We start from the raw sequence: 18,825 nt of genomic DNA on the forward strand, positions 1-18,825 counted from the left end.
CGCTTCTATGCATCGTCTTGTGACTTGCCGATGTCGTTGATCCGCTTTTGCAGCGTCATGCGATCGAGGCTCGCGATCGGCAAGTTCACGAAAATCTCGATGCGATTGCTGAGGCGCCCGTACGCATCGAGAAACGCCGCCGCGACTTCCGCTTCAGAGCCTTCCACCGCGGGCGGATCAGGCACGCCCCAATGCGCGCTCATCGGCTGACCGGGCCAGATCGGACACACTTCGCCGGCCGCATTGTCGCAAACGGTGAAGACGAAATCGAGCGGCGGCGCGCCAGCTTGCGCGAACTCGTCCCAGGATTTCGAGCGAAACTGATCGATCTTATAATTGAAGCGCTCCAGCAAATGCAGCGCGTGCGGGTTCACGGCGCCTTTCGGCTGTGAGCCAGCCGAGAAGGCGTTGAACTTGCCCGCGCCCATACGCTGCAAAATCGCTTCCGCCATGATCGAACGCGCGGAATTACCGGTGCAGAGGAAGAGCACATTGTACGGCCGGTGCGCTTTGGCACTCATCCCGCGCTCTCCATCTGGCGCGGCGCGCAACACGGCGAAGGTGGTTTGGTCGCTGCATGTGATTCAGGCGCAGCGCCTTCGGCTCCGCCTCCGTAAGTCGTTGCCTCACCGGTCGTCAGGAATGTCTCCCAGGTGACGCCTTGCGGGTCAGCGATCCAAGTCTTCTCGGACTTGGCGTAGCAACACGTCGTCTCGCCTTCTTCCAAAGTCGGCCCATCAGCCTGCTTCAAGCGGGCATACACTTCTTGCAACTCGCCCTGGTTCTCCACCTGGATGCCAAGGTGGCGCACGCCGCCCGCGTCCGGACGATACGAGATCGCGAAATTCACGCGCGGATCGTCGAGCATCCACTTGGCGTAATCCGATTTTTTCACCGTCGGCTCGGCGGCGAACAAATGCGAATAGAATTGGATCGATTGATCGAGATCGTTCACCCCAACATGCACGTGTAGGCGCTTCATGACGCTCTCCTCTTCTTGGATGCGGCTTGCGCAGCCGGGGCGCACGACGCGCCGCCGCAGCAATTTTCAGTGAGAAAGCCGACAAGGTCGTTCATCGCGACAAAGTCAGCCGAATAGATCAGCGAACGGCTCTCACGCCGCTGCAGGATCAGCCCCGCACGCGTCAGATGCGCGAGGTGAAACGAAAGTGACGACGCCGGCAGATCGAGCTTCTCGGCGATCACGCCGGCCGCACGCCCCTCCGGCCCCGCCTGCACAAGTAAGCGAAACACGGCGAGCCGATGCTCATTGGCAAGCGCACCCAGCGCAGAGACGGCGTCATCAGTTTTCATTTCGATATTTCCAGTATCATCGAATTATTGGTCGCGCAAGCGATCTCTGTCAGCGCATGCGTTCAGGCGAATGTGAGATGATTGAGAGGTGCGCCCTTACGGTTCCAGCGGATCAAATTTTTCGAGCACGGGCCGCTCGGCCAGGCACGGCATCAGCTTTGGGCCGGCGTTGCGGAACCATTCGGAGGCCATATGGGAGTCGAGTGTGGCCTGGTCGGCGTACATTTCCATGACGACGTAGGTGGTCGGCTCTTTTTGTGAGCGGCAGAAATGATAGGTGGTGACGCCCGGCTCGTTGGCGCGTGTGGCGGCCACGAGTTCGCGCATCGCCGCTTCAAACGGCGCGGTTTGATCCGGCTTCACTTTCATGGTCGCGATAACACCGATCATTGAGCTTCTCCCTTTGTCTTGCGCGCAAGCTTCGGCCAGCGCGCGCGCATGATCAAGCGGTCGCGAACCAGATGACGTGGCGTGCGCCTTTGCCTGCGCGGGCGCGCACCTCGTCCTCTTCGACTTTGAAGCCGACATGACGAAGCCGGCGCGTAAAGCTCGTGTCGGGCCCGGCTGACCAGATGGCGAGAATGCCGCCGGGCTTCAGCGCGGCTTTCGCAGCGGCGAGCCCGCCCGCGGAATAGAGCCTATCGTTCTCCGCGCGCGTGAGGCCCTCGGGGCCGTTGTCGATGTCGAGCAGGATGGCGTCATAGCTTTTGGATCTGGCGCGGATGGCGTAGGCGACGTCATCGACGATCAACGAGACGCGCGGATCGTCGAGGCCGTTTGCGGTGAGCGCGGCCATCGGGCCGCGCGCCCAATCGAGGATTTCGGGCACAAGCTCCGCCACCGTGATGCGCGCTTTCGGGCCGAGAGCGCCTAGGGCGGCGCGCAACGTGAAGCCCATGCCGTAACCGCCGATCAACAGATGCGGAGCCGCGCGCCCGTGCAGACGCTCGCACGTCATCAAAGCAAGCGCCTCTTCGGAGCCGCTCATGCGGCTGCTCATCAGCTCATTGCCGCCGAGCACGATCATGAAATCGCCGTCGCGACGATAGAGGCGAAGCTCTTCGCCGCCGGGCACGATGGCCGTGCCGAGAAGTTCGCGCGGTTTCATGCCGCCTTCTAGCTTAGCGGCGCCGGCAATTGCCCACACAAAAACGCCGCGACCTTGCGATCGCGGCGTTCAAGTGCAGCTTTGAGCTACTTACATCGCAGAGAGGCGCATCATCCGGCGAAGCTCGTCCGGCGCGCCCGCGGCGCGACGCTTCTTGGCTTGGCTCGGCTGGTAGGCCAGACGCGCATGGTCAGCGCAGTACGGGCCACCACTGGAGCCACGGCCGCAGAACGCGAAGTTCACGTCGGTCGGGTCGCCAATTGGGTATTTGCACATGCTCTCGTTGAGCGTCAGCACGGAGGCGGCCTTGCCATCCTCGAGCTTCATCGGCTCAAGATCCGGAATAACGACCGTCGGCAGGTGGCTCGACGGCGGCCGCAGGCGCGGCGCAGTCGGGCTGATCACGCGCGGACGAGCCGCACGCACCGGCCGTTTCGCCGGGCGGGACGGTGTCGCGCGGCCCGCCAAACCAAGGCGGTGCACTTTACCGATCACGGCGTTGCGGGTGACCCCGCCCAGTTGTTTAGCGATTTGGCTTGCGGACAGCCCCTCTGCCCACAGCTTGCGTAGAAGCGCTACGCGCTCTTCATTCCAACCCATGTTCAAGCCCCTTTGCCCATGGCCCAAGCTCTCACTTGGGTGGCGGCTAAATTCGCTCATTTCGCTAAAGTGTCAACTAATAGGTCTGCAACATATGGGGATATACTAGGACTAGTGTTATCCCCAAGTTACTAACGGAATCACAACCGGCTTCTCCCAGGGCTGATGCACAAGCCCCGACTCACTATTTCCAATACAAACGGCCACTTGGCCCTTTGCTCATGGTTAACGAGCACTCAGACTCATTAAGAATCTATGAAAGGCGCGTTCTCGGTATGGACACCCAGGTCTCCACAGCTCCGTTGAGCTCCCGCCGCTACGGATCTGTGAATTGGTTGGGGCTGCAAACTCTCGTGGCGCGCGAGATTAAGCGCTTCCTCAAAGTGGGCGCGCAGACTGTGTTCGCGCCTTTGATCCAGACCCTTCTCTTCATGATGGTGTTTGGCCTGGTGCTGCGGGACGGCAATTGGCCGGGCTCTGAGCGCGCTTACGCGGATGGCCTGGCGGCGGGCCTGGTCATGATGTCGATCCTGTCGAACGCGTTTCAGAATTCGTCGTCGTCGATCGTGATCGCCAAGGTGCAGGGCAATTCGGTGGACTTCCTGATGCCGCCGCTTTCGGCGCTGGAGCTAACCATCGCGTTTATTGTCGGCGCTGCGGCGCGCGGCATCCTCGTGGGCGCGGTGAGCCTGATCGCGATTGCGTGGCTGGCGAACGTCGTGCCAGCGCATCCGCTGGTGGCGATCTATTACGGCGTCGTGGCTGCTGTGATGTTCGGCGCCATTGGCCTGATCGGCGGCATCTGGTCGGACAAGTTCGATCACATCGCAGCGGTAACGAATTTCATCGTCGTGCCGCTGACATTCCTCTCCGGCACGTTCTACTCGACGGACGTGCTACCCGAGCCGTTCAAGACGTTCGCACACTTCAACCCGGTGTTCTTCCTGATCGACGGCTTCCGCTATGGCTTCATCGGCCATCACGATGCACCGTTGGTGACAGGCGCGCTCTGGTCGCTGGGCATTGCGGCTGCACTCTGCTGGGCGTGCTGGGCGATGCTGAAGAGCGGGTATCGGTTGCGGAGTTGAGCAATGAGCTTTGCGCTGCCGCTTTTCGGATTGGCGATCGCGGCAGCGCTGTTCTTTGTGGCGCAGCGTTTTGGATGGCGCGGCGTGGCGTTCGCCGCTGGGGCGCCTCTCGCGCTGATGATTTGGCTGTGGCTGGCGCTTAAATTCTACTGGATCGACCACACCGGCGATGACGACACGGACGCGATGCTATTTCTCGTCATCGTCTGGTTTGTATTCGCGAGCGTGGTTTCCGCGTTGGGTCTCGCGTTTCACAAACGGCGTTAAGCGCTCAGCGTTTTCGCCAGCAGCGGCAAGAACACGTCCATGCGATAATCGACGTCGGTGTGGTCGTCGTCGAATTCTTCGTAGATATGGGCGATGCCGGCGGCTTTCAGTTTCGCTGCGAAGCGGCGCATGCCGAAATGGATGCGGAATTGGTCGGACCAGCCGCAATCCATGTAGATGAGCTTTAGCTTGCGCAGATTTTCGCCGAGCGTGTCGAACATCACGACCGGATCGTGCTTCATCCAATTGTTCCAGCGCTCGGGAATGAGTTCGCCGGTGCGCGGGTCCATCGGTAGGCGCATGTTGCGGAATTGCGTGGTGTCGGGATCGTAGAAAGCGCTTTGCGCGAGATCCATCAGGATCATGCGATCCTTGTCTTTGAGCTTCGGCTGGCTCTCGACGTGGCGCACCCATTTCTCGATCGAGTAATCGAACTTTCTGAGCGCATCGACGTCGTCATAGAGCGTCGGAATGAAGAGCGCGTCGAAGCCCATGTCGCCGCTATTGATTGCGATCGCGCTCCAGAAATCCGAACGATTGAGCCCGTGCCAGGCCGCGCCATAGCCGCCCGAGGATTTGCCGAACACGCCGCGGCGGCCTAGCCCGCCGCAATTGAATTGGACTTCCACGGTCGGCACGATTTCATCGCAGACATAATCGGCGTAGCGGCCGGAGCCGGCGCTGTTCAGATATTGGTTGCCGTAGAGCTTCGTGAAGCAATCCGGAAACGCCACCACGGCGCGCGCCATGCCCTCATGCGCCAGCCGATCCAGCCGCTCCGGCACGTTCTCCCCGCCCGGCTTCCAATTGGTGTGGCCAAGGCCGCAGCCCCAATAGCCGGTCAGATCGACGATGATCGGCAGATGCTCGGTCGCGCTCCAGCCGGGCGGCGTCCAGACGTGCAATTCGCGGTCGGTCGGATCGCCCAGCGGGTTGCCTTCCAGCACGACGGATTGGTGACGCAGGCGGTGCAGTTCGCCGCGCGGTAGAGAATGATCTCGCCTCATCGATTGTTGATGATACGCCTGGGTTGACCTTGCAAGCGGCGCGGCTCAAAACCGCGCCTTCCCCAAATTCTGAGAGCCAAAATGAGCGCCGCAGAAAGCCATATTCTTCCCGTCTATTCGCCGCCGCAGCAAAACTTCGAGCGCGGTGAAGGCTGCTGGATTTGGGACGATAAGGGCGAGCGATATTTGGATTGCATCGCCGGCATCGCGGTGAACGCGCTGGGCCATGCGCCGCCCGTTCTGGTTAAGGCGTTGACCGATCAAGCCAACAAGCTCTGGCACACCTCGAACATGTTCAAGGTGAAGGGCCAAGAAGAGCTCGCCGCGAAATACACGCGCGACAGCTTCGCCGACGTCGTGTTCTTCACCAACTCGGGCACCGAGGCGATCGAAGGCGCGCTGAAGACGGCGCGCAAATATCACACCGCCAACGGCCATCCTGAGCGCATCGACATTATCGGCTTTCAAGGCTCGTTCCACGGTCGCTCGTATGCGGCGGTGAATGCGTCGGGCAATCCGTCGTACCTCGAAGGCTTCGGCCCGCGCCTGCCCGGCTTCATCCAAGCGCCGTACGGCGATCTCGACGAAGTGAAGAAGCTCGTCGGCCCGACGACGGCCGCTGTGATCATCGAGCCGGTGCAAGGCGAAGGCGGCGTGCGCGAAGTGCCGCACGAATTTCTGCGCGGCTTGCGCAAGCTCGCCGACGAGACCGGCTTCCTGATCATCTTTGACGAAGTTCAATCGGGCGCTGGTCGCACCGGCAAGATGTGGGCGCATGAATGGTCAGGCGTGACGCCGGACATCATGGCGGTTGCTAAAGGTGTCGGCGGCGGCTTCCCAATGGGCGCGTTTCTGGCGACCAAGGAAGCAGCGAAAGGCATGGTCGTCGGCGTCCACGGCACCACATTCGGCGGCAACCCGTTGGCGATGGCTGTCGGCAATGCGTGCTACGACGAACTCTCGAAGCCAGCGCTGCTCGAGCACGTGAATTTGATGGCCAACCATCTCGGCCAAGCGCTCGAAGGTTTGAAGGATCGCCACCCGGATCTGGTCGTCGATGTGCGCGGCAAGGGCTTGCTGCGCGGCGTGAAGCTGACGATCAATCCGAAGGACATTCAGGGCAAGTTGCGCGATCGCAAAGTGCTGGTCGGCGTCGCCGGTGACAACGTGCTGCGCTTGGCGCCGCCGCTCATCATCGACGAAACGCAAATCCGCGAAGCCGTGGATGCGATCGACGCGGTGCTCACCGCTTACGCGACGCAATCGAACGGATGAGCGACGTCCGCCACTTCCTCGACATTTCCGCGCTCTCGAGCGAAGATCTGCGCGCGATCGTGGATGAAGCGCACGCACGCAAAGCCGCACGCCTGGATTGGCCGAAAGCCAAGCCGGACGAAGATGCCCCGCTCGATGGCCATGCGCTGGCGATGATCTTCCAGAAAAACTCGACGCGCACGCGCGTCTCCTTCGAGATCGGCATGATTCAGCTCGGCGGCAAGGCGATCATCCTGAGCGCCAACGACACGCAGCTTGGCCGTGGCGAAACCGTGCAAGATACGGCGCGCGTGCTGTCGCGCATGGTTGATGCGGTGATGATCCGCGCCAACAATCACCAGGACGTTCTGGATTTCGCCGAAGCCAGCGACGTGCCGGTGATCAATGGCCTGACCGATCTCTCGCACCCTTGCCAGATCATCGCCGACATCATGACGATCGAGGAAACGCAGGGCGACATCGCCGGCAAGACGATCGCCTGGCTGGGCGACGGCAACAATGTCTGCACCTCGTTCATTCACGCGGCGGAGAAGCTGAACTTCAAACTCCGCATTGCGACGCCCGCGAATTACGCCGCGCGTTCGCAAGAAGTAGCGGCGGCGAAAGCGGCCGGCGCGGATGTGAGTGTAACGACAGACGCGAAAGCGGCGATCGCAGGCGCGGATGTGGTCGTCACCGATACATGGGTGTCGATGGGCGACACGGATAAAGACGCGCGCATGGCCGCCTTCCCGCCCTACGCCGTGAACGACGAGATGATGGCGCACGCTGCGAAGGACGCGCTGTTCCTGCATTGCCTACCGGCGCATCGGGGCGAGGAAGTGACGAATTCCGTGCTCGACGGCCCGCAATCCGGCGCCTGGGACGAAGCCGAGAACCGCATCCACGCGCAGAAGGCTGTGCTGATGTGGTGCTTGGGCAAGCTGTAAGAGCGATTGCTTAAAGTGGCGCGAAGCCCCATCTCTCGCCGTTCATGACCGAAGCACCGCTCACCGACGATCTCATCGCCAGCTTCAGCCTGGATAACGCGCCTGTGCGCGGGCGCATTGTGCGCATTGCGGCGGGCGCGCTCGATCCGATCCTGTGCCGCCATGATTATCCGCGCCCAGTCGCGCTGCTGTTAGGCGAGGCACTGACGTTGGCGGCGTTAATTGGCTCGTTGTTGAAGATCGAGGGTCGCTTGGTGGTGCAGGCCCAAGGCGAAGGCTTGGTGCCGTTGCTTGTGGCCGAGCATTCGAGCGGCGGCTTGCGCGGCTATGCGCGTTTGACCGAGGGCGCTGCGGAACAGCTAGTGAAGGCCAACCGCGTTCCACCCGCCGAATTGCTGGGCGCGGGCTCGCTCATCCTCACGCTCGATCGTGGACCGGGCGTTGCGCCGTACCAGGGCATCGTTGCGTTGAACGGCGATACGCTTGCGAGCTGCGCTGAGAATTACTTCCGCACGTCGGAGCAAGTCGATACGGGCATTCGCCTCGCGGTCGGCGAACTCATGCGCGCGGATGGTCAAAACACATGGCGCGCCGGCGGCATCCTTATCCAACGCGTCGCCAGCGATGATGCGCGTGGCGACACGCGTGAGGATTGGAGCCGCGCTTCGATGCTTTTCGGCACTGTGAAGGACGAAGAGCTTATCGATCCCGCTCTGCTGACTGATCGCTTACTCTATCGCCTCTTCCACGAGGAAGGCGTGCGCATGGAGGATCCATCGCCGCTTGATGATCGATGCACCTGCAACGAGGAGCGGCTGACGGCTTTGATGCGCACGTTCGCGAAGGACGAGTTGCAACACTTGATAGAGCCAGACGGCCAATTGCACGCGCGCTGCCAATTCTGCGCCCGTGAGTATTTGATCGATCCGAAAGCCGTCGGCGCTTAAGCCGCTTCGATGTCCAGCGCGTAGCCTGCGCTGCGCACGGTGCGAATCGGGTCGTGCTCTTCACCGACCATCAGCGCCTTGCGCAAGCGGCCGATATGCACGTCAACGGTGCGGGCCTCGACGTACACGTCCGAACCCCACACCGCATCAAGCAATTGTTCGCGACTGAACACGCGGCCTGGATGCTGCATCAAGTGGTCGAGGATGCGGAATTCCGTCGGACCCAGATGCACTTCGCGCTGCCCGCGTTTCACGCGGTGCGCCACGCGATCTATGATGATGTCGCCGCAGGTGACTTTGTCGTCGGCCAAGCCCGGCCGAATGCGGCGCATCACGGCGCGCAAGCGCGCAAGCAACTCGCCCATCGCGAATGGCTTGGTGATATAATCATCGGCGCCCATGTCGAGGCCGCGTACGCGATCGCTCTCTTCGCCACGCGCTGTGAGCATCACGATCGGGGTGTTGCGCGTTTCCTGGCGCGCGCGTAGACGGCGGCACACTTCGATGCCCGGCGCCTTCGGCAGCATCCAATCGAGCACAACGAGATCAGGATTGCTCTCGTCGGCGATCACCAAAGCTTCCTCGCCATCCATGGCGACGGAAACGCGATAGCCTTCCTTCTCGAGATTGTACTTCAACAATTGCGCGAGGGCTTCTTCGTCCTCGACGACCAAAACGTGGGGAGCCTTAGCCATTCAGCGCCTCTTAATCGCCGGTCTCCGCCTCGGCCCGCGGCCGTTGCGTCGCGATCTCTTCCCCAGTGACCAAGAAGTGAATGTATTCGGCGATATTGGTGCCGTGGTCGCCGATGCGCTCAATGTTTTTGGCGATGAAGAGCAAGTGCGCGCACGATGAGATCGTCCGCGGGTCTTCGATCATATATGTGAGCAATTCGCGGAAGAGCGAATTGTAGTGCGCATCGATATTGTCGTCGTTGTTCCAGACGCCGATCGCGGACTGCACGTCCTTGTTGGCGTAGGCGTCGAGCACTTGCTTCAAATGATCGGCCGCGATCTTACCCATGCGATCGACGCTGCGAACCAATTGGATCGGCTCGGATTGGTTCAACACCAAAGCGCGCTTGGCGATGTTCTTGGCGAGATCGCCGACGCGCTCAAGCTCACCGGCGCATCGCCACGCTGTCAGCACGACGCGCAGATCGCTGGCCATCGGTTGGCGTAGCGCGAACAATTTGATCGCGCGCTTTTCGACTTCGCGCTGCGCTGCATCGATGCGCGCGTCGCGCTGCATCACGAGCTGCGCCAATTCGGTGTCACGGCGAACAACAGCAGCCAAGCTGTCGTTCACGGCGGCTTCAGCCAAACCACCCATGCGCGCGACCTCCTGGGTCAGCGCGTCGAGCTCTTCAGTGAATGCTTTGACAGTATGCTCAGCCATGCTGCTCTTTACTCGACGTGCCAGTGCGGGCGCTGCAGCGCCCTTGGATGCCTTGGGCGCCGCCATCGGACTTAACCGAACCGGCCGGTGATGTAATCCTGCGTGCGCGAGTCACGCGGGTTGGTGAAAATCTCCTCGGTCGGACCGGTTTCGACCAGCTTGCCCAGGTGGAAGAAGGCCGTCTTCTGCGACACGCGTGCGGCCTGCGCCATCGAGTGCGTGACGATGATGATGCAATAATTCTCGCGCATCTCGTCGATCAGTTCTTCGATCTTCGCGGTGGCGATCGGATCGAGCGCGGAGCACGGCTCGTCCATCAAGATCACGTCCGGGTTCACAGCAACCGTGCGCGCGATGACGAGACGTTGTTGCTGACCGCCCGAGAGACCGGTGCCTGGCTGGGCCAAGCGATCCTTCACCTCTTCCCAGAGGCCGGCGCGACGCAGCGATTTTTCAACGATCACATCCATGTCGGCCTTCGACTTGGCCATGTTGTGGATGCGCGGGCCGTAGGCCACGTTTTCGTAGATCGATTTCGGGAACGGGTTCGGCTTCTGGAACACCATGCCGACGCGCGTGCGCAGCACGACCGGGTCGACGTTCTTGCCGTAGGCGTCCTTGCCTTCGATCTGCAGCGTGCCTTCGACCCGGCAACCATCGATCGTGTCGTTCATCCGGTTGATGCAGCGCAGGAAGGTTGTCTTGCCGCAGCCCGACGGGCCGATGAAGGCCGTGACCGAGCGATCCGGAATGTCGAGCGAGACGTCGAACAGCGCCTGCTTCTCACCGTAGAAGACGCGCACGTCGCGGGCGCTGACCTTGGTCGCCGCGCCAACCAGCGAACCGGCTGAAGCCTTCACGGTCGGGGTCGTCATCATGCTGGGCGGCATCTGGCCTCGCTCAGCATTGGCGGCCGAAAACTCTTCCATGTCAGACCCCTAGGCGCGGTCCTGCCGGACCGTGGACTCATCCATCCCGTTTGCGCCCCGCTCTTAGGCGGGTTTCGTGACACTGATGTGAAACGGCCATGCAAGGACTCAGTCCTCCCCTGCCAATTCCACGTAGGCGGCGAACGCGGAGCCCCGCCCAGGCTGACTTTCCACCAAGAACCCGCCGCGATGGCGGTTGACGATATGCTTAACGATGGCGAGGCCGAGCCCAGTGCCGCCGCGCTCGTTGCCGAGTTCCCGCTCGACGCGGAAGAAGCGCTCGGCCAAGCGCGGCAAGAACCGCATCGCGATGCCAGGTCCAGCATCCTCCACCCGTATATAGGCGTACGAGCGGTTGGCGACAGAGGCCGGGGTCAGCATCGCCACCCGGCCGGCCTCATCCCATTGCTTGCCGGCCCGCGCGATCGTCTCTTCACGATCGCCGCTCACGCCTAGCTCAATCCGCACGATTCCGCCTTCTGGCGTGTATTTGATCGCGTTGTCGATCAGGTTTTGCGCGACTTGCGTCAACTGGAAGCGCTCGCCGACCACTTTGATCGGCGTGCTCGGCGCGTCGAGCTTCAGCTCAACACCACGCTCGCGCGCCACCCCGCTCAGCATGTCCACGACCTCGTGGCCGACCACGACCAGATCGGCGCGATCAGATGGCGGCACGTGCTCATCGAGTTCGATGCGCGAGAGCGAAAGCAGATCATCGATCAGCCGGCGCATGCGGTCAGCCTGCACCTGCATCATCTTTAAGAAGCGATCGCGATCCTCGGCGTTGTCACGCGCGGGGCCGGCGATGGTTTCGATCAGCAGAGAGAGCGACGCGAGCGGCGTGCGCAATTCGTGGCTCGCATTGGCGAGGAAATCCGCGCGCATGCGCTCGGTGCTGATTCTTGCGGTCTGATCGTGAAAAACCAGCATCGCCGCGCGATCTGGTCCCCAATTCACTGGCGCTACGTAGCAGCGTGTATGGCGCCCCGCTTGCGAAGCCTGTTCGTATTCGACCGCGCGCGTGGCGCCGTCGTGCACGGCCGCTTGCACAGCTTCGAGCACATCTGGGTGGCGCAAAATTGAAGTCAGAAACTGCCCGCGCGCCTCGAACTGCATCTGTCGGCGCGCCGCTGCGTTTGAGCTGACGATGCGCATGCTGGCGTCAATCAAGAGCGCCGGATCAGGCAGCGCCTCCAACAGCGGCGCGAGTTCGGCAAGGCCGACGAGTTCGATTGAATCATCAGCACTGACGGGGCCAATGATGAAGCGGCGCGCTTCGCGACCGGCCCAGAACGCGATCCCCACCGCCAGCAGGATCAGCAGCGCCGCCGGCGTGTTGGTCGCCAGCGCCAGCAGCACCAGCAAAATCGCCAACGCGCCAGCGGCCCAGGCCGAGGCCGGCGCTCGGTCCCATCGCAAGCGCGATGGCGTGAGTCTTTCCATGACCATGACTTAGGCCGGCTTAGGCCGCGCCGGCGCCCCTACGCAAGCGTCCGTCCTGTCGGAAACCGCCCATCTCGAACGTCATTGAGGCAGGAGGGCCCGTCATTCGCCGTACGAATCCGCCCGTTCGTCGCGCCGCACGGGCGAGCGCATCCAAAATGGAGGCGGCCGGCATCCTAGACGGAGAACGGGGAAGTGAACTCGCCGAAAGGCGACAAACCTTATCGAATTTCAATATTCTTTTATTGACTTTCGAGAGGGCCGGGACTAGAGCCGGCAGCTGCGAGGGAAAGAATGAATTACGGTGCGCGCCTCCTGATCGGGCTCGGCATGTTGGCCGCGGCCGGTTCGTGCGCGGGCCGCAACCTCCCGCCCGAGCCGGACTCTTACGTGGCGGCAGACGCCATCGGCGCCGAACGCGCGGCCGAGCTCGCCGCCTCGCCCGCAGTGACTTGGCTGGACGATCTCAACTCGCAGGAGATGTCGACGCTGGCGCGCGAAGCGCTCGCCGGCAGCCCAGACCTTCAAGTCGTTGAAGCGCAGTACCGCGCCGCCCGTTGGCGCGCGCGCGGCGCGTTCGGCGGCAATCTGTTGCCGAGCCTCAGCGTCGGCGTGGACGGCACACGTACCGAAGAGCCGATCGCCGGTTCGAACTCGCGCGTGCGCACCGAGTTCATGACCTCAAGCGTCGTCGCCTCTTGGGAGATCGATCTCTGGGGACGCCTCACCGCGCGCGCGATGGCGTCCGATCTCACCGCCGACGCCGCCGAAGAAGATCTCTACGGCGCGCGCCTCTCGATCGCTGGTCAATCCGCGCAAGCTTGGGTCAGTCTGATCGAAGCGCAGCAATTGCTGGCGCTGGCGCAAGAAGATTTGCAAACGCGCGAACGCGCGCTCGATCTCACGCAACGCCGCTATGACGCCGGCATCGCCTCATCGCTCAATCTACGCACAGCGCGCAGCCAAGTCGCTTCTGCCCGCGCCGCCGAAGCTGGCGCACAAGATGGCCTATTGATCGCGTCGCGCCGCTTGCAAGAAATTATGGGTCGCTACCCGGATGGTACGCTGCGCGCGCAGGGCGACCTGCCCCAGCTCGCTTCGATCGCCCCCGCTGGTGCGCCCGCCGATCTGCTGGAGCGTCGCCCCGACGTTCTCGCTTCCGAGAACCGCATGCGCGCGGCCGGCTTCCGCATCCACGAAGCGCGCGCCGCTCTGCTGCCGCGCCTCACATTGCGCGCCAACGCCGGCAGCACGGGCGAAGGCATCAACGACATCGACGACAGCGCCAACATGGTGTCGAACCTGATCGGCGGCATCACCATGCCGATCTTCAATGGCGGCGCGCTCCTTTCTGAATCGCGCGCCAGCGTCGCCGATCGCCGCGCCGCCGCCGCTGGCTACGTGCGCACCTCGATCGCCGCCTGGCGCGAGGTCGAAGGCACGATCAGCGCCGACACGAGTCTTGAGACGCGCGAACGCCAATTCTCCATCGCCGCCGACGAAGCGCGCGCCGCGCAAGAATTGGCCGAACGCGAATATTCACGTGGCGTCGCCACGTTGTTCGACCTGATCGACGCTTACACACGCCGCATCGACGCCGAGCGCGGCCTTATCTCCGCACGCGCCGATCGCGTTTCCAACCGCATTGCCTATCACGTCGCCCTCGGCGGCGGCGCCCGCACGGGCGGCATCGACGAAGACCGGGAAATCACGCCATGAACATGATGGATCTGAATATGCAGGCGCACTCGGGTTCGGACGATGACGTGGCGACCCCACGCGCAAGCTTGCTCTCCACCGCCAAACGCATGGCTGTGTTTGCAGCCCCGCTGGTCGTTATTGTCGGCGGCGGCGCAGCGCTCGCGCTGATGATGATCACAGCGCCCAAGCCCGAAGAAAAAGGCGACGCCCCGCACGCACCGGCGATCCAATTCGCCGTGGCGCACGCGCGCCCGACGACAATCTCGATCGGCGTGCAAGGCGAAGTGCGCCCGCGCACGGAAGCCACGCTCGCAGCCCAAGTCGCCGGCCGCCTCGTATGGGTGAGCCCAGCGTTCGTGGATGGCGGCGCCTTCCGCGAAGGCGAAGTGCTCGCGCGCATCGATAGCGCCGATTACGAACTCGCGGTCGTGCGCGCGCGCGCGCAGGTCGCGCAAGCGCAAGAGGCTTTGGTGCGTGAAGAAGCCGAAGCCGAACTCGCCCGCCAAGATTGGCAAGCGCTTGGCCGTGGCGAGGCGCCGCCGCTCGCCGTGCGTGAGCCGCAATTGGCGCAAGCGCGCGCCGGCCTCGCCGCCGCACAAGCCGCGCTGCGTTCGGCCGAACTCGATCTCAACCGCGCCAGCATCCGCGCGCCCTTCACGGGCCGCATGCGCGAGCGTCGCGTCAATGTCGGCGATTATGTCGGCCCGGGTTCGCCTGTCGCCGTGATGTTCGCCACCGACGCGGTGGAAGTCCGCGTCCCCCTCACCGACGCTGATTTGGCGTCGATGCGCATTCCGGTCGGCTTCACCGCCACCGCCGCCAATCCAGGCCCAGTCGCGCACGTCACGAGCGCCACCGGCGGTCGTGAACGCAGCTGGGAAGGCCGCCTCGTGCGCACCGAAGCATCCATCGATGCGCGTACGCGCCTCGTCTATGGCGTCGTCGAAGTGCGCGATCCGTTTAATGCGCGCCATGCAGCGCCGCTGGCGCCGGGCATGTTCGTCTCCGCGCGCCTCGAAGGTTCGAGCCGCGAAACCATGGTGGCCGCGCCGCGCAGCGCGCTGAAGCGCAACGAATACGTCTATGTCGTCACGCCGGAAAACACGATCGACATCCGCCAGGTGCGCGCCGCGCAAACCACGGCGGACGAAGTGCTTTTCCGTGAGGGCGTCGCGGATGGCGAGCGAGTCGTCGTTTCCGTGTTGACCTCGCCGCGTGAAGGCATGGCGGTTACGCCAATCGACCGCGCGGGCGAAAGCGAAGCGCCGGCCGCCGGCCAAGAGCAATTGCCAATTCGCGAGTAAGCGAACCGAACTTGCTCCGTCGCTGACGGCGGAGCCGCAAAGGAACGACCTATGCTGAAGGGCCTCGTCGCCTGGTGGGGGCGCAACCCCGTCGCCGGCAATCTGCTGATGCTGTTCTGCGTCGTGGCAGGCTTCCTCTCCTTCCAGAAGATGGAGAAGGAATTCTTCCCCGCTGGCCGCGGCGACGGCGTGTTCATTCAAGCCGTGTGGCCGGGCGCCAGCCCGGAGGACATGGAGCAGCAGGTCATTGTGCGTGTTGAGGAGGCCACGGCCGACCTCAACAACGTCAATTGGGTGCGCTCACGCGCCGGAGAAGGCTTCGGTTGGGTGCGCATCGCCGTCGATCCGGGTTCGGATGTTGACGCCATCACCGAAGAAGTCCGCTCACGCGTGGAATCTATCGCGGGTCTGCCTGCAGGCATGGAGCCAATCCAAGTCGCGCGCGAAGTCGGTCGTAATTGGTCGATCATTCTCGGTGTCCACGGCGCGACTGACGAACGCACATTGCGCGATACGGCCGAGCGCTTGCGAGATCGCATGTCGTTGCTCCCCGGCGGCGCCAACACGATCGTCACCGGCGTGCGCACGCCCGAGGTGTCGATCGAAGTCTCCGAAGCATCGCTGCAAGCCTACGGCCTCACCTTCGACGAAGTGGCGCGCGCCGTGCGTTCGAGTTCGCTCAACGCTGGCGCAGGCGCGGTCCGCACCGAAGACGGCAATTTCCAGCTGCAGGCGCGCAATCTCGCGGACTCAGAACTCGACTTCGAGAACGTGATCATTCGGCAAACGCCAGATGGCGGCACGGTGCGCATCGGCGATGTCGCGACCGTCAATGACGGCTTCCAGGATGTGAATCTCTATTCCCGCATGAATGGCGACCCGTCCGCCATCATCGCCCTGCAAACGGCCGACACCTTCAACATTTGGGAAACCAACGACGCGGTCCAAGAGGCGCTCACCGAGATGCGCGCCGAACTGCCGGCCGGTCTCGAAATCACGACCATTTATAACGAAAGCGAAGATTATAACTCGCTGCTCGGCATCCTCTTCTCGAACGCCGCCCAAGGCTTCTTCCTGATCTTCGTGCTGCTGTTGCTGACGCTGCATCCGAAGGTCGCGTTCTGGGCGACGCTCGGCGTGATGACGGCCTTCGCCGGCTCGTTCTTCATCCTGCCCTATGTCGGCGTGTCGCTGAATTTCATGAGCGTGTTCGGCTTCCTGCTCGTGCTGGGCATCATGGTCGATGACGCCATTATCGTCGGTGAATCCATCTACGAGAGGGCCGAGCGCGGCCATACCGGCGCCGATGCGTCGATCCTCGCCACCCAAATGGTGCTGAAGCCGCTGGTCGCCTCCGTGTTCGTGACCATGATCGCGTTCAGCCCGATGATGCTGCTGAGCGGCGACGTCCAGCAATTCACACGCGCGATCTCGATCGTCGTCATGTCGACTTTGGTGTTCTCGCTGATCGAAAGCTTGATCATCCTGCCGGCGCACTTGGCGCACGTGAAAAAGCCCGACCCGCAAGGCACGGGCATCGGCAGCCAATTGATGCGCCTGCAGCAACGCTGCGCGCATTCGGTGATCTGGGTCGCGCAAACGATTCACAAGCCCTTCGTGACGGGCGCTGTGAAGCTGCGCTACCTCACCTGGTCGGCCTTTCTCGTCATTACCATTCTGGCCATTGGCCTCATGGCGTCGGGTCGCGTGAAGCAAACCTTCATGCCGGAAGTCGAAGGCGACTTCATGCAGGTGTCGATCGAGCTGCCGCAGACCACACCCTTCTCCCGCATGGAGCAAGTTGCTGATCAGCTCGACGCCGCTCGCCGTGCGCTGGAATCAGAGACAACCGAGAACGCGGTCGAAGATCCAAACACGGGCGCCATGTCGCGCGGCGTCGTGCGGTCGTGGAGCCAATCGATCGAAGACAATTCGATCCGCGCCTATGTCGGCCTCACGCCGCCCGAGACGCGCCCCGATCTGCGCTCGCGCCAAGTCACGGAGCGTCTCGAAGAGCTGCTCGGCGAAGTGCCGGACGCGGATCAGATCAGCTTCTCGCTGTCGGGCGGCGGCTCGCCGGCCATCGAACTCGCGCTCATGGGCGAGAACAAGGAAGACCTCGAAGCTGCCGTCGAAGATCTGAAAGCGCGCCTGCTGCAATTCGCCGGCGTGAGCTCAGTGCGCGACAGCCAAGATGCAGCCATCGAAGAGCTTCGCTTCACGATGCTGCCGGGCGCCGACCAACTTGGCATCACCTTGAGCGACGTCACGCGCCAAGTGCGCCAAGCGTATTTCGGCGAAGAAGTGCAGCGCCTGCCGCGCGAAGGCGACGACGTGCGCGTCTATGTCCGCTATCCCCGCGACGATCGCCGCACGCTGGAAAGCTTGGGCGCGTTCCGTCTGCGCACCAATGACGGCCGTGAAGTGCCGCTGGCTTCCGTCGCCACGTGGGAGTTCGCGCCAGGCGTCACCGGCCTCGACCGCCGTCAGCGCATGAGCTCGATCCTTGTCACCGCCGATCTCGTCAACGCCGAAGCGCGCCAAGAGATCATGCGCACGCTGGACAACGATTATTTCCCCGAGTTCGAGGCGCGCTTCTCGACAGTGTCGCGTCGCGCGATCGGTGAAGCTGAAGGCCAGGCGGAATTCTTCGCCCAGCTCGGCACTTTGATGCTGATGGCGTTCGCGGGCATCTACTTCCTGCTCGCGGTGACGTTCCGCTCTTACGCCCAACCGGCGATGATCCTCTCGGTCATTCCGTTCGCCATCGTCGGCGCCACGGTCGGTCACTTGATCTTTGACACGAGCTTCGCACTGTTCTCGTGGCTGGGCGTGATCGCCGCCATCGGCGTGGTCGTGAACGACAACGTCGTGCTGGTCGATCGCTGCAACCAGATCCGTGGCTTCTTCGCCCTACGTCTGAAGCGCCCCGGCGCCATCACGCCCGTGGATGAAGACGGCGAGCCGGTCGAACTGCACGAGATCGTCGGCCCGAATGGCGACGTGTTTGAATACCTCGCTATCGCGCCCGATCTCGAACCACACGAGGAGATGATCCTGGAATCGGCGCAGAGCGGGTTCCAACGTGGTCCGGTCGAGATCGTCGGCGTGGATAAGGTCAAGAGTGACGCGGGCGAATACAAGGAACGCGCCGACGAACTCGAGCAAGCTGGGTTCCAGATCATGCGCGTGCGCGCCGAACGTGGCATTGTCGAAGCTTCGGTCTCGCGCTTCCGTCAGATCTTCCTCACCTCGGTGACGGAATTCGTGGGCATGGCGCCGATGCTGTTGGAGAACGCCGCGATCGTGCAATTCCTCAAGCCGATGGCGCTTTCGCTGGCCTTCGGCGTGTTGGTTTGCATGCCCGCCACCTTGATCCTGACGCCCGCTTTCTACATGATCGGGGTCGATATCAAGCGGGTCGTCGGCGGTCTGTTCGGCTTCTATGCCCGCCTCTATTCGCGCCGCGGCAAACTGGCCGCCGCCGAATAGGGTTTCCTCGGAGGGGTACTACA

Annotated in this window: 19 protein-coding genes; 8 read left to right on the forward strand and 11 right to left on the reverse strand. The window is 62.8% G+C overall.

What is annotated here, in order from left to right; genetic code table 11:
* Positions 1–5: 5 nt before the first annotated feature.
* The 6 genes from EPJ54_RS08900 to EPJ54_RS08925 all read right to left on the reverse strand — a co-directional run bounded on the left by EPJ54_RS08900 (position 6) and on the right by EPJ54_RS08925 (position 3,022).
* Positions 6–521, reverse strand: coding sequence for an arsenate reductase ArsC (locus EPJ54_RS08900; protein WP_135211365.1), 516 nt, complete (start codon positions 519–521; stop codon positions 6–8).
* A complete protein-coding gene (locus tag EPJ54_RS08905; RefSeq protein ID WP_135211366.1) occupies positions 518–982 on the reverse strand; it encodes an ArsI/CadI family heavy metal resistance metalloenzyme in 465 nt (154 codons plus the stop codon). The genes EPJ54_RS08900 and EPJ54_RS08905 overlap by 4 nt, the downstream gene beginning before the upstream one ends.
* On the reverse strand, positions 979–1,314 hold the full coding sequence (locus EPJ54_RS08910; protein WP_135211367.1) for an ArsR/SmtB family transcription factor: 336 nt from the start codon (positions 1,312–1,314) through the stop codon (positions 979–981). The genes EPJ54_RS08905 and EPJ54_RS08910 overlap by 4 nt, the downstream gene beginning before the upstream one ends.
* A gap of 96 nt (positions 1,315–1,410) precedes the next feature.
* Complete coding sequence (locus EPJ54_RS08915) at positions 1,411–1,704, reverse strand: putative quinol monooxygenase (protein WP_135211368.1); 294 nt, start codon at positions 1,702–1,704, stop codon at positions 1,411–1,413.
* Between the two features lie 52 nt (positions 1,705–1,756).
* Positions 1,757–2,422, reverse strand: a complete 666-nt coding sequence (locus EPJ54_RS08920; RefSeq protein WP_135211369.1) for a spermine/spermidine synthase domain-containing protein — start codon at positions 2,420–2,422, stop codon at positions 1,757–1,759.
* A 90-nt stretch (positions 2,423–2,512) separates the two neighbouring features.
* A complete protein-coding gene (locus EPJ54_RS08925) occupies positions 2,513–3,022 on the reverse strand; it encodes a GcrA family cell cycle regulator (RefSeq protein ID WP_135211370.1) in 510 nt (169 codons plus the stop codon).
* A gap of 326 nt (positions 3,023–3,348) precedes the next feature.
* Between EPJ54_RS08925 and EPJ54_RS08930 the strand changes: the two genes are divergently transcribed.
* Together EPJ54_RS08930 and EPJ54_RS08935 are read left to right on the forward strand one after the other, a co-directional pair.
* Positions 3,349–4,110, forward strand: a complete 762-nt coding sequence (locus EPJ54_RS08930) for an ABC transporter permease (RefSeq protein WP_239590836.1) — start codon at positions 3,349–3,351, stop codon at positions 4,108–4,110.
* A gap of 3 nt (positions 4,111–4,113) precedes the next feature.
* A complete protein-coding gene (locus EPJ54_RS08935; protein ID WP_135211372.1) occupies positions 4,114–4,377 on the forward strand; it encodes a hypothetical protein in 264 nt (87 codons plus the stop codon).
* Here the strand turns inward: EPJ54_RS08935 and EPJ54_RS08940 are convergent.
* On the reverse strand, positions 4,374–5,384 hold the full coding sequence (locus EPJ54_RS08940; protein ID WP_135211373.1) for an alpha/beta hydrolase-fold protein: 1,011 nt from the start codon (positions 5,382–5,384) through the stop codon (positions 4,374–4,376). The two genes, EPJ54_RS08935 and EPJ54_RS08940, sit on opposite strands and share 4 nt — an antisense overlap.
* Before the next feature lie 81 nt (positions 5,385–5,465).
* Here EPJ54_RS08940 and EPJ54_RS08945 point away from each other — a divergent pair, with 81 nt between their 5' ends.
* From EPJ54_RS08945 to EPJ54_RS08955, 3 genes are read left to right on the forward strand one after another with little or no spacing between them, the layout of a single operon-like run.
* Positions 5,466–6,659, forward strand: a complete 1,194-nt coding sequence (locus tag EPJ54_RS08945; RefSeq protein WP_135211374.1) for an aspartate aminotransferase family protein — start codon at positions 5,466–5,468, stop codon at positions 6,657–6,659.
* Entirely contained in the window at positions 6,656–7,588 is a 933-nt protein-coding gene (gene argF, locus EPJ54_RS08950) for an ornithine carbamoyltransferase (protein WP_135211375.1), read from the forward strand. Before EPJ54_RS08945 ends, argF begins: the two co-directional genes overlap by 4 nt.
* Positions 7,589–7,632: 44 nt before the next feature.
* The gene (locus EPJ54_RS08955; protein WP_135211376.1) at positions 7,633–8,535 is read left to right on the forward strand and encodes an Hsp33 family molecular chaperone HslO; all 903 of its coding nucleotides are present in this window, start codon (positions 7,633–7,635) and stop codon (positions 8,533–8,535) included.
* On the opposite strand, the gene phoB is transcribed toward EPJ54_RS08955, so the two are convergent.
* The 4 genes from phoB to EPJ54_RS08975 form a co-directional block, all read right to left on the reverse strand.
* Positions 8,532–9,230 carry a phosphate regulon transcriptional regulator PhoB gene (gene phoB / locus EPJ54_RS08960; protein WP_135211377.1) on the reverse strand — a complete coding sequence of 233 codons (699 nt, stop codon included), beginning with the start codon at positions 9,228–9,230 and terminating at the stop codon, positions 8,532–8,534. The two genes, EPJ54_RS08955 and phoB, sit on opposite strands and share 4 nt — an antisense overlap.
* 10 nt (positions 9,231–9,240) lie before the next feature.
* The gene (gene phoU / locus EPJ54_RS08965; RefSeq protein ID WP_135211378.1) at positions 9,241–9,933 is read right to left on the reverse strand and encodes a phosphate signaling complex protein PhoU; all 693 of its coding nucleotides are present in this window, start codon (positions 9,931–9,933) and stop codon (positions 9,241–9,243) included.
* Positions 9,934–10,004: 71 nt separating this feature from the next.
* A complete protein-coding gene (pstB, locus tag EPJ54_RS08970) occupies positions 10,005–10,811 on the reverse strand; it encodes a phosphate ABC transporter ATP-binding protein PstB (RefSeq protein WP_167755712.1) in 807 nt (268 codons plus the stop codon).
* A gap of 159 nt (positions 10,812–10,970) precedes the next feature.
* Positions 10,971–12,305 (reverse strand): ATP-binding protein, encoded by a 1,335-nt coding sequence (locus tag EPJ54_RS08975; protein WP_167755653.1) that lies wholly within the window; start codon positions 12,303–12,305, stop codon positions 10,971–10,973.
* A gap of 294 nt (positions 12,306–12,599) precedes the next feature.
* On the opposite strand from EPJ54_RS08975, the gene EPJ54_RS08980 reads away from it, so the two are divergent.
* From EPJ54_RS08980 to EPJ54_RS08990, 3 genes are read left to right on the forward strand one after another with little or no spacing between them, the layout of a single operon-like run.
* Entirely contained in the window at positions 12,600–14,024 is a 1,425-nt protein-coding gene (locus EPJ54_RS08980; protein WP_135211380.1) for an efflux transporter outer membrane subunit, read from the forward strand.
* A complete protein-coding gene (locus tag EPJ54_RS08985; protein WP_135211381.1) occupies positions 14,021–15,310 on the forward strand; it encodes an efflux RND transporter periplasmic adaptor subunit in 1,290 nt (429 codons plus the stop codon). The genes EPJ54_RS08980 and EPJ54_RS08985 overlap by 4 nt, the downstream gene beginning before the upstream one ends.
* A gap of 51 nt (positions 15,311–15,361) precedes the next feature.
* Entirely contained in the window at positions 15,362–18,802 is a 3,441-nt protein-coding gene (locus tag EPJ54_RS08990) for an efflux RND transporter permease subunit (RefSeq protein WP_135211382.1), read from the forward strand.
* Positions 18,803–18,825 lie beyond the last annotated feature (23 nt).

It is taken from the genome of Vitreimonas flagellata (assembly GCF_004634425.1).
Classification (GTDB): domain Bacteria; phylum Pseudomonadota; class Alphaproteobacteria; order Caulobacterales; family Aquidulcibacteraceae; genus Vitreimonas; species Vitreimonas flagellata.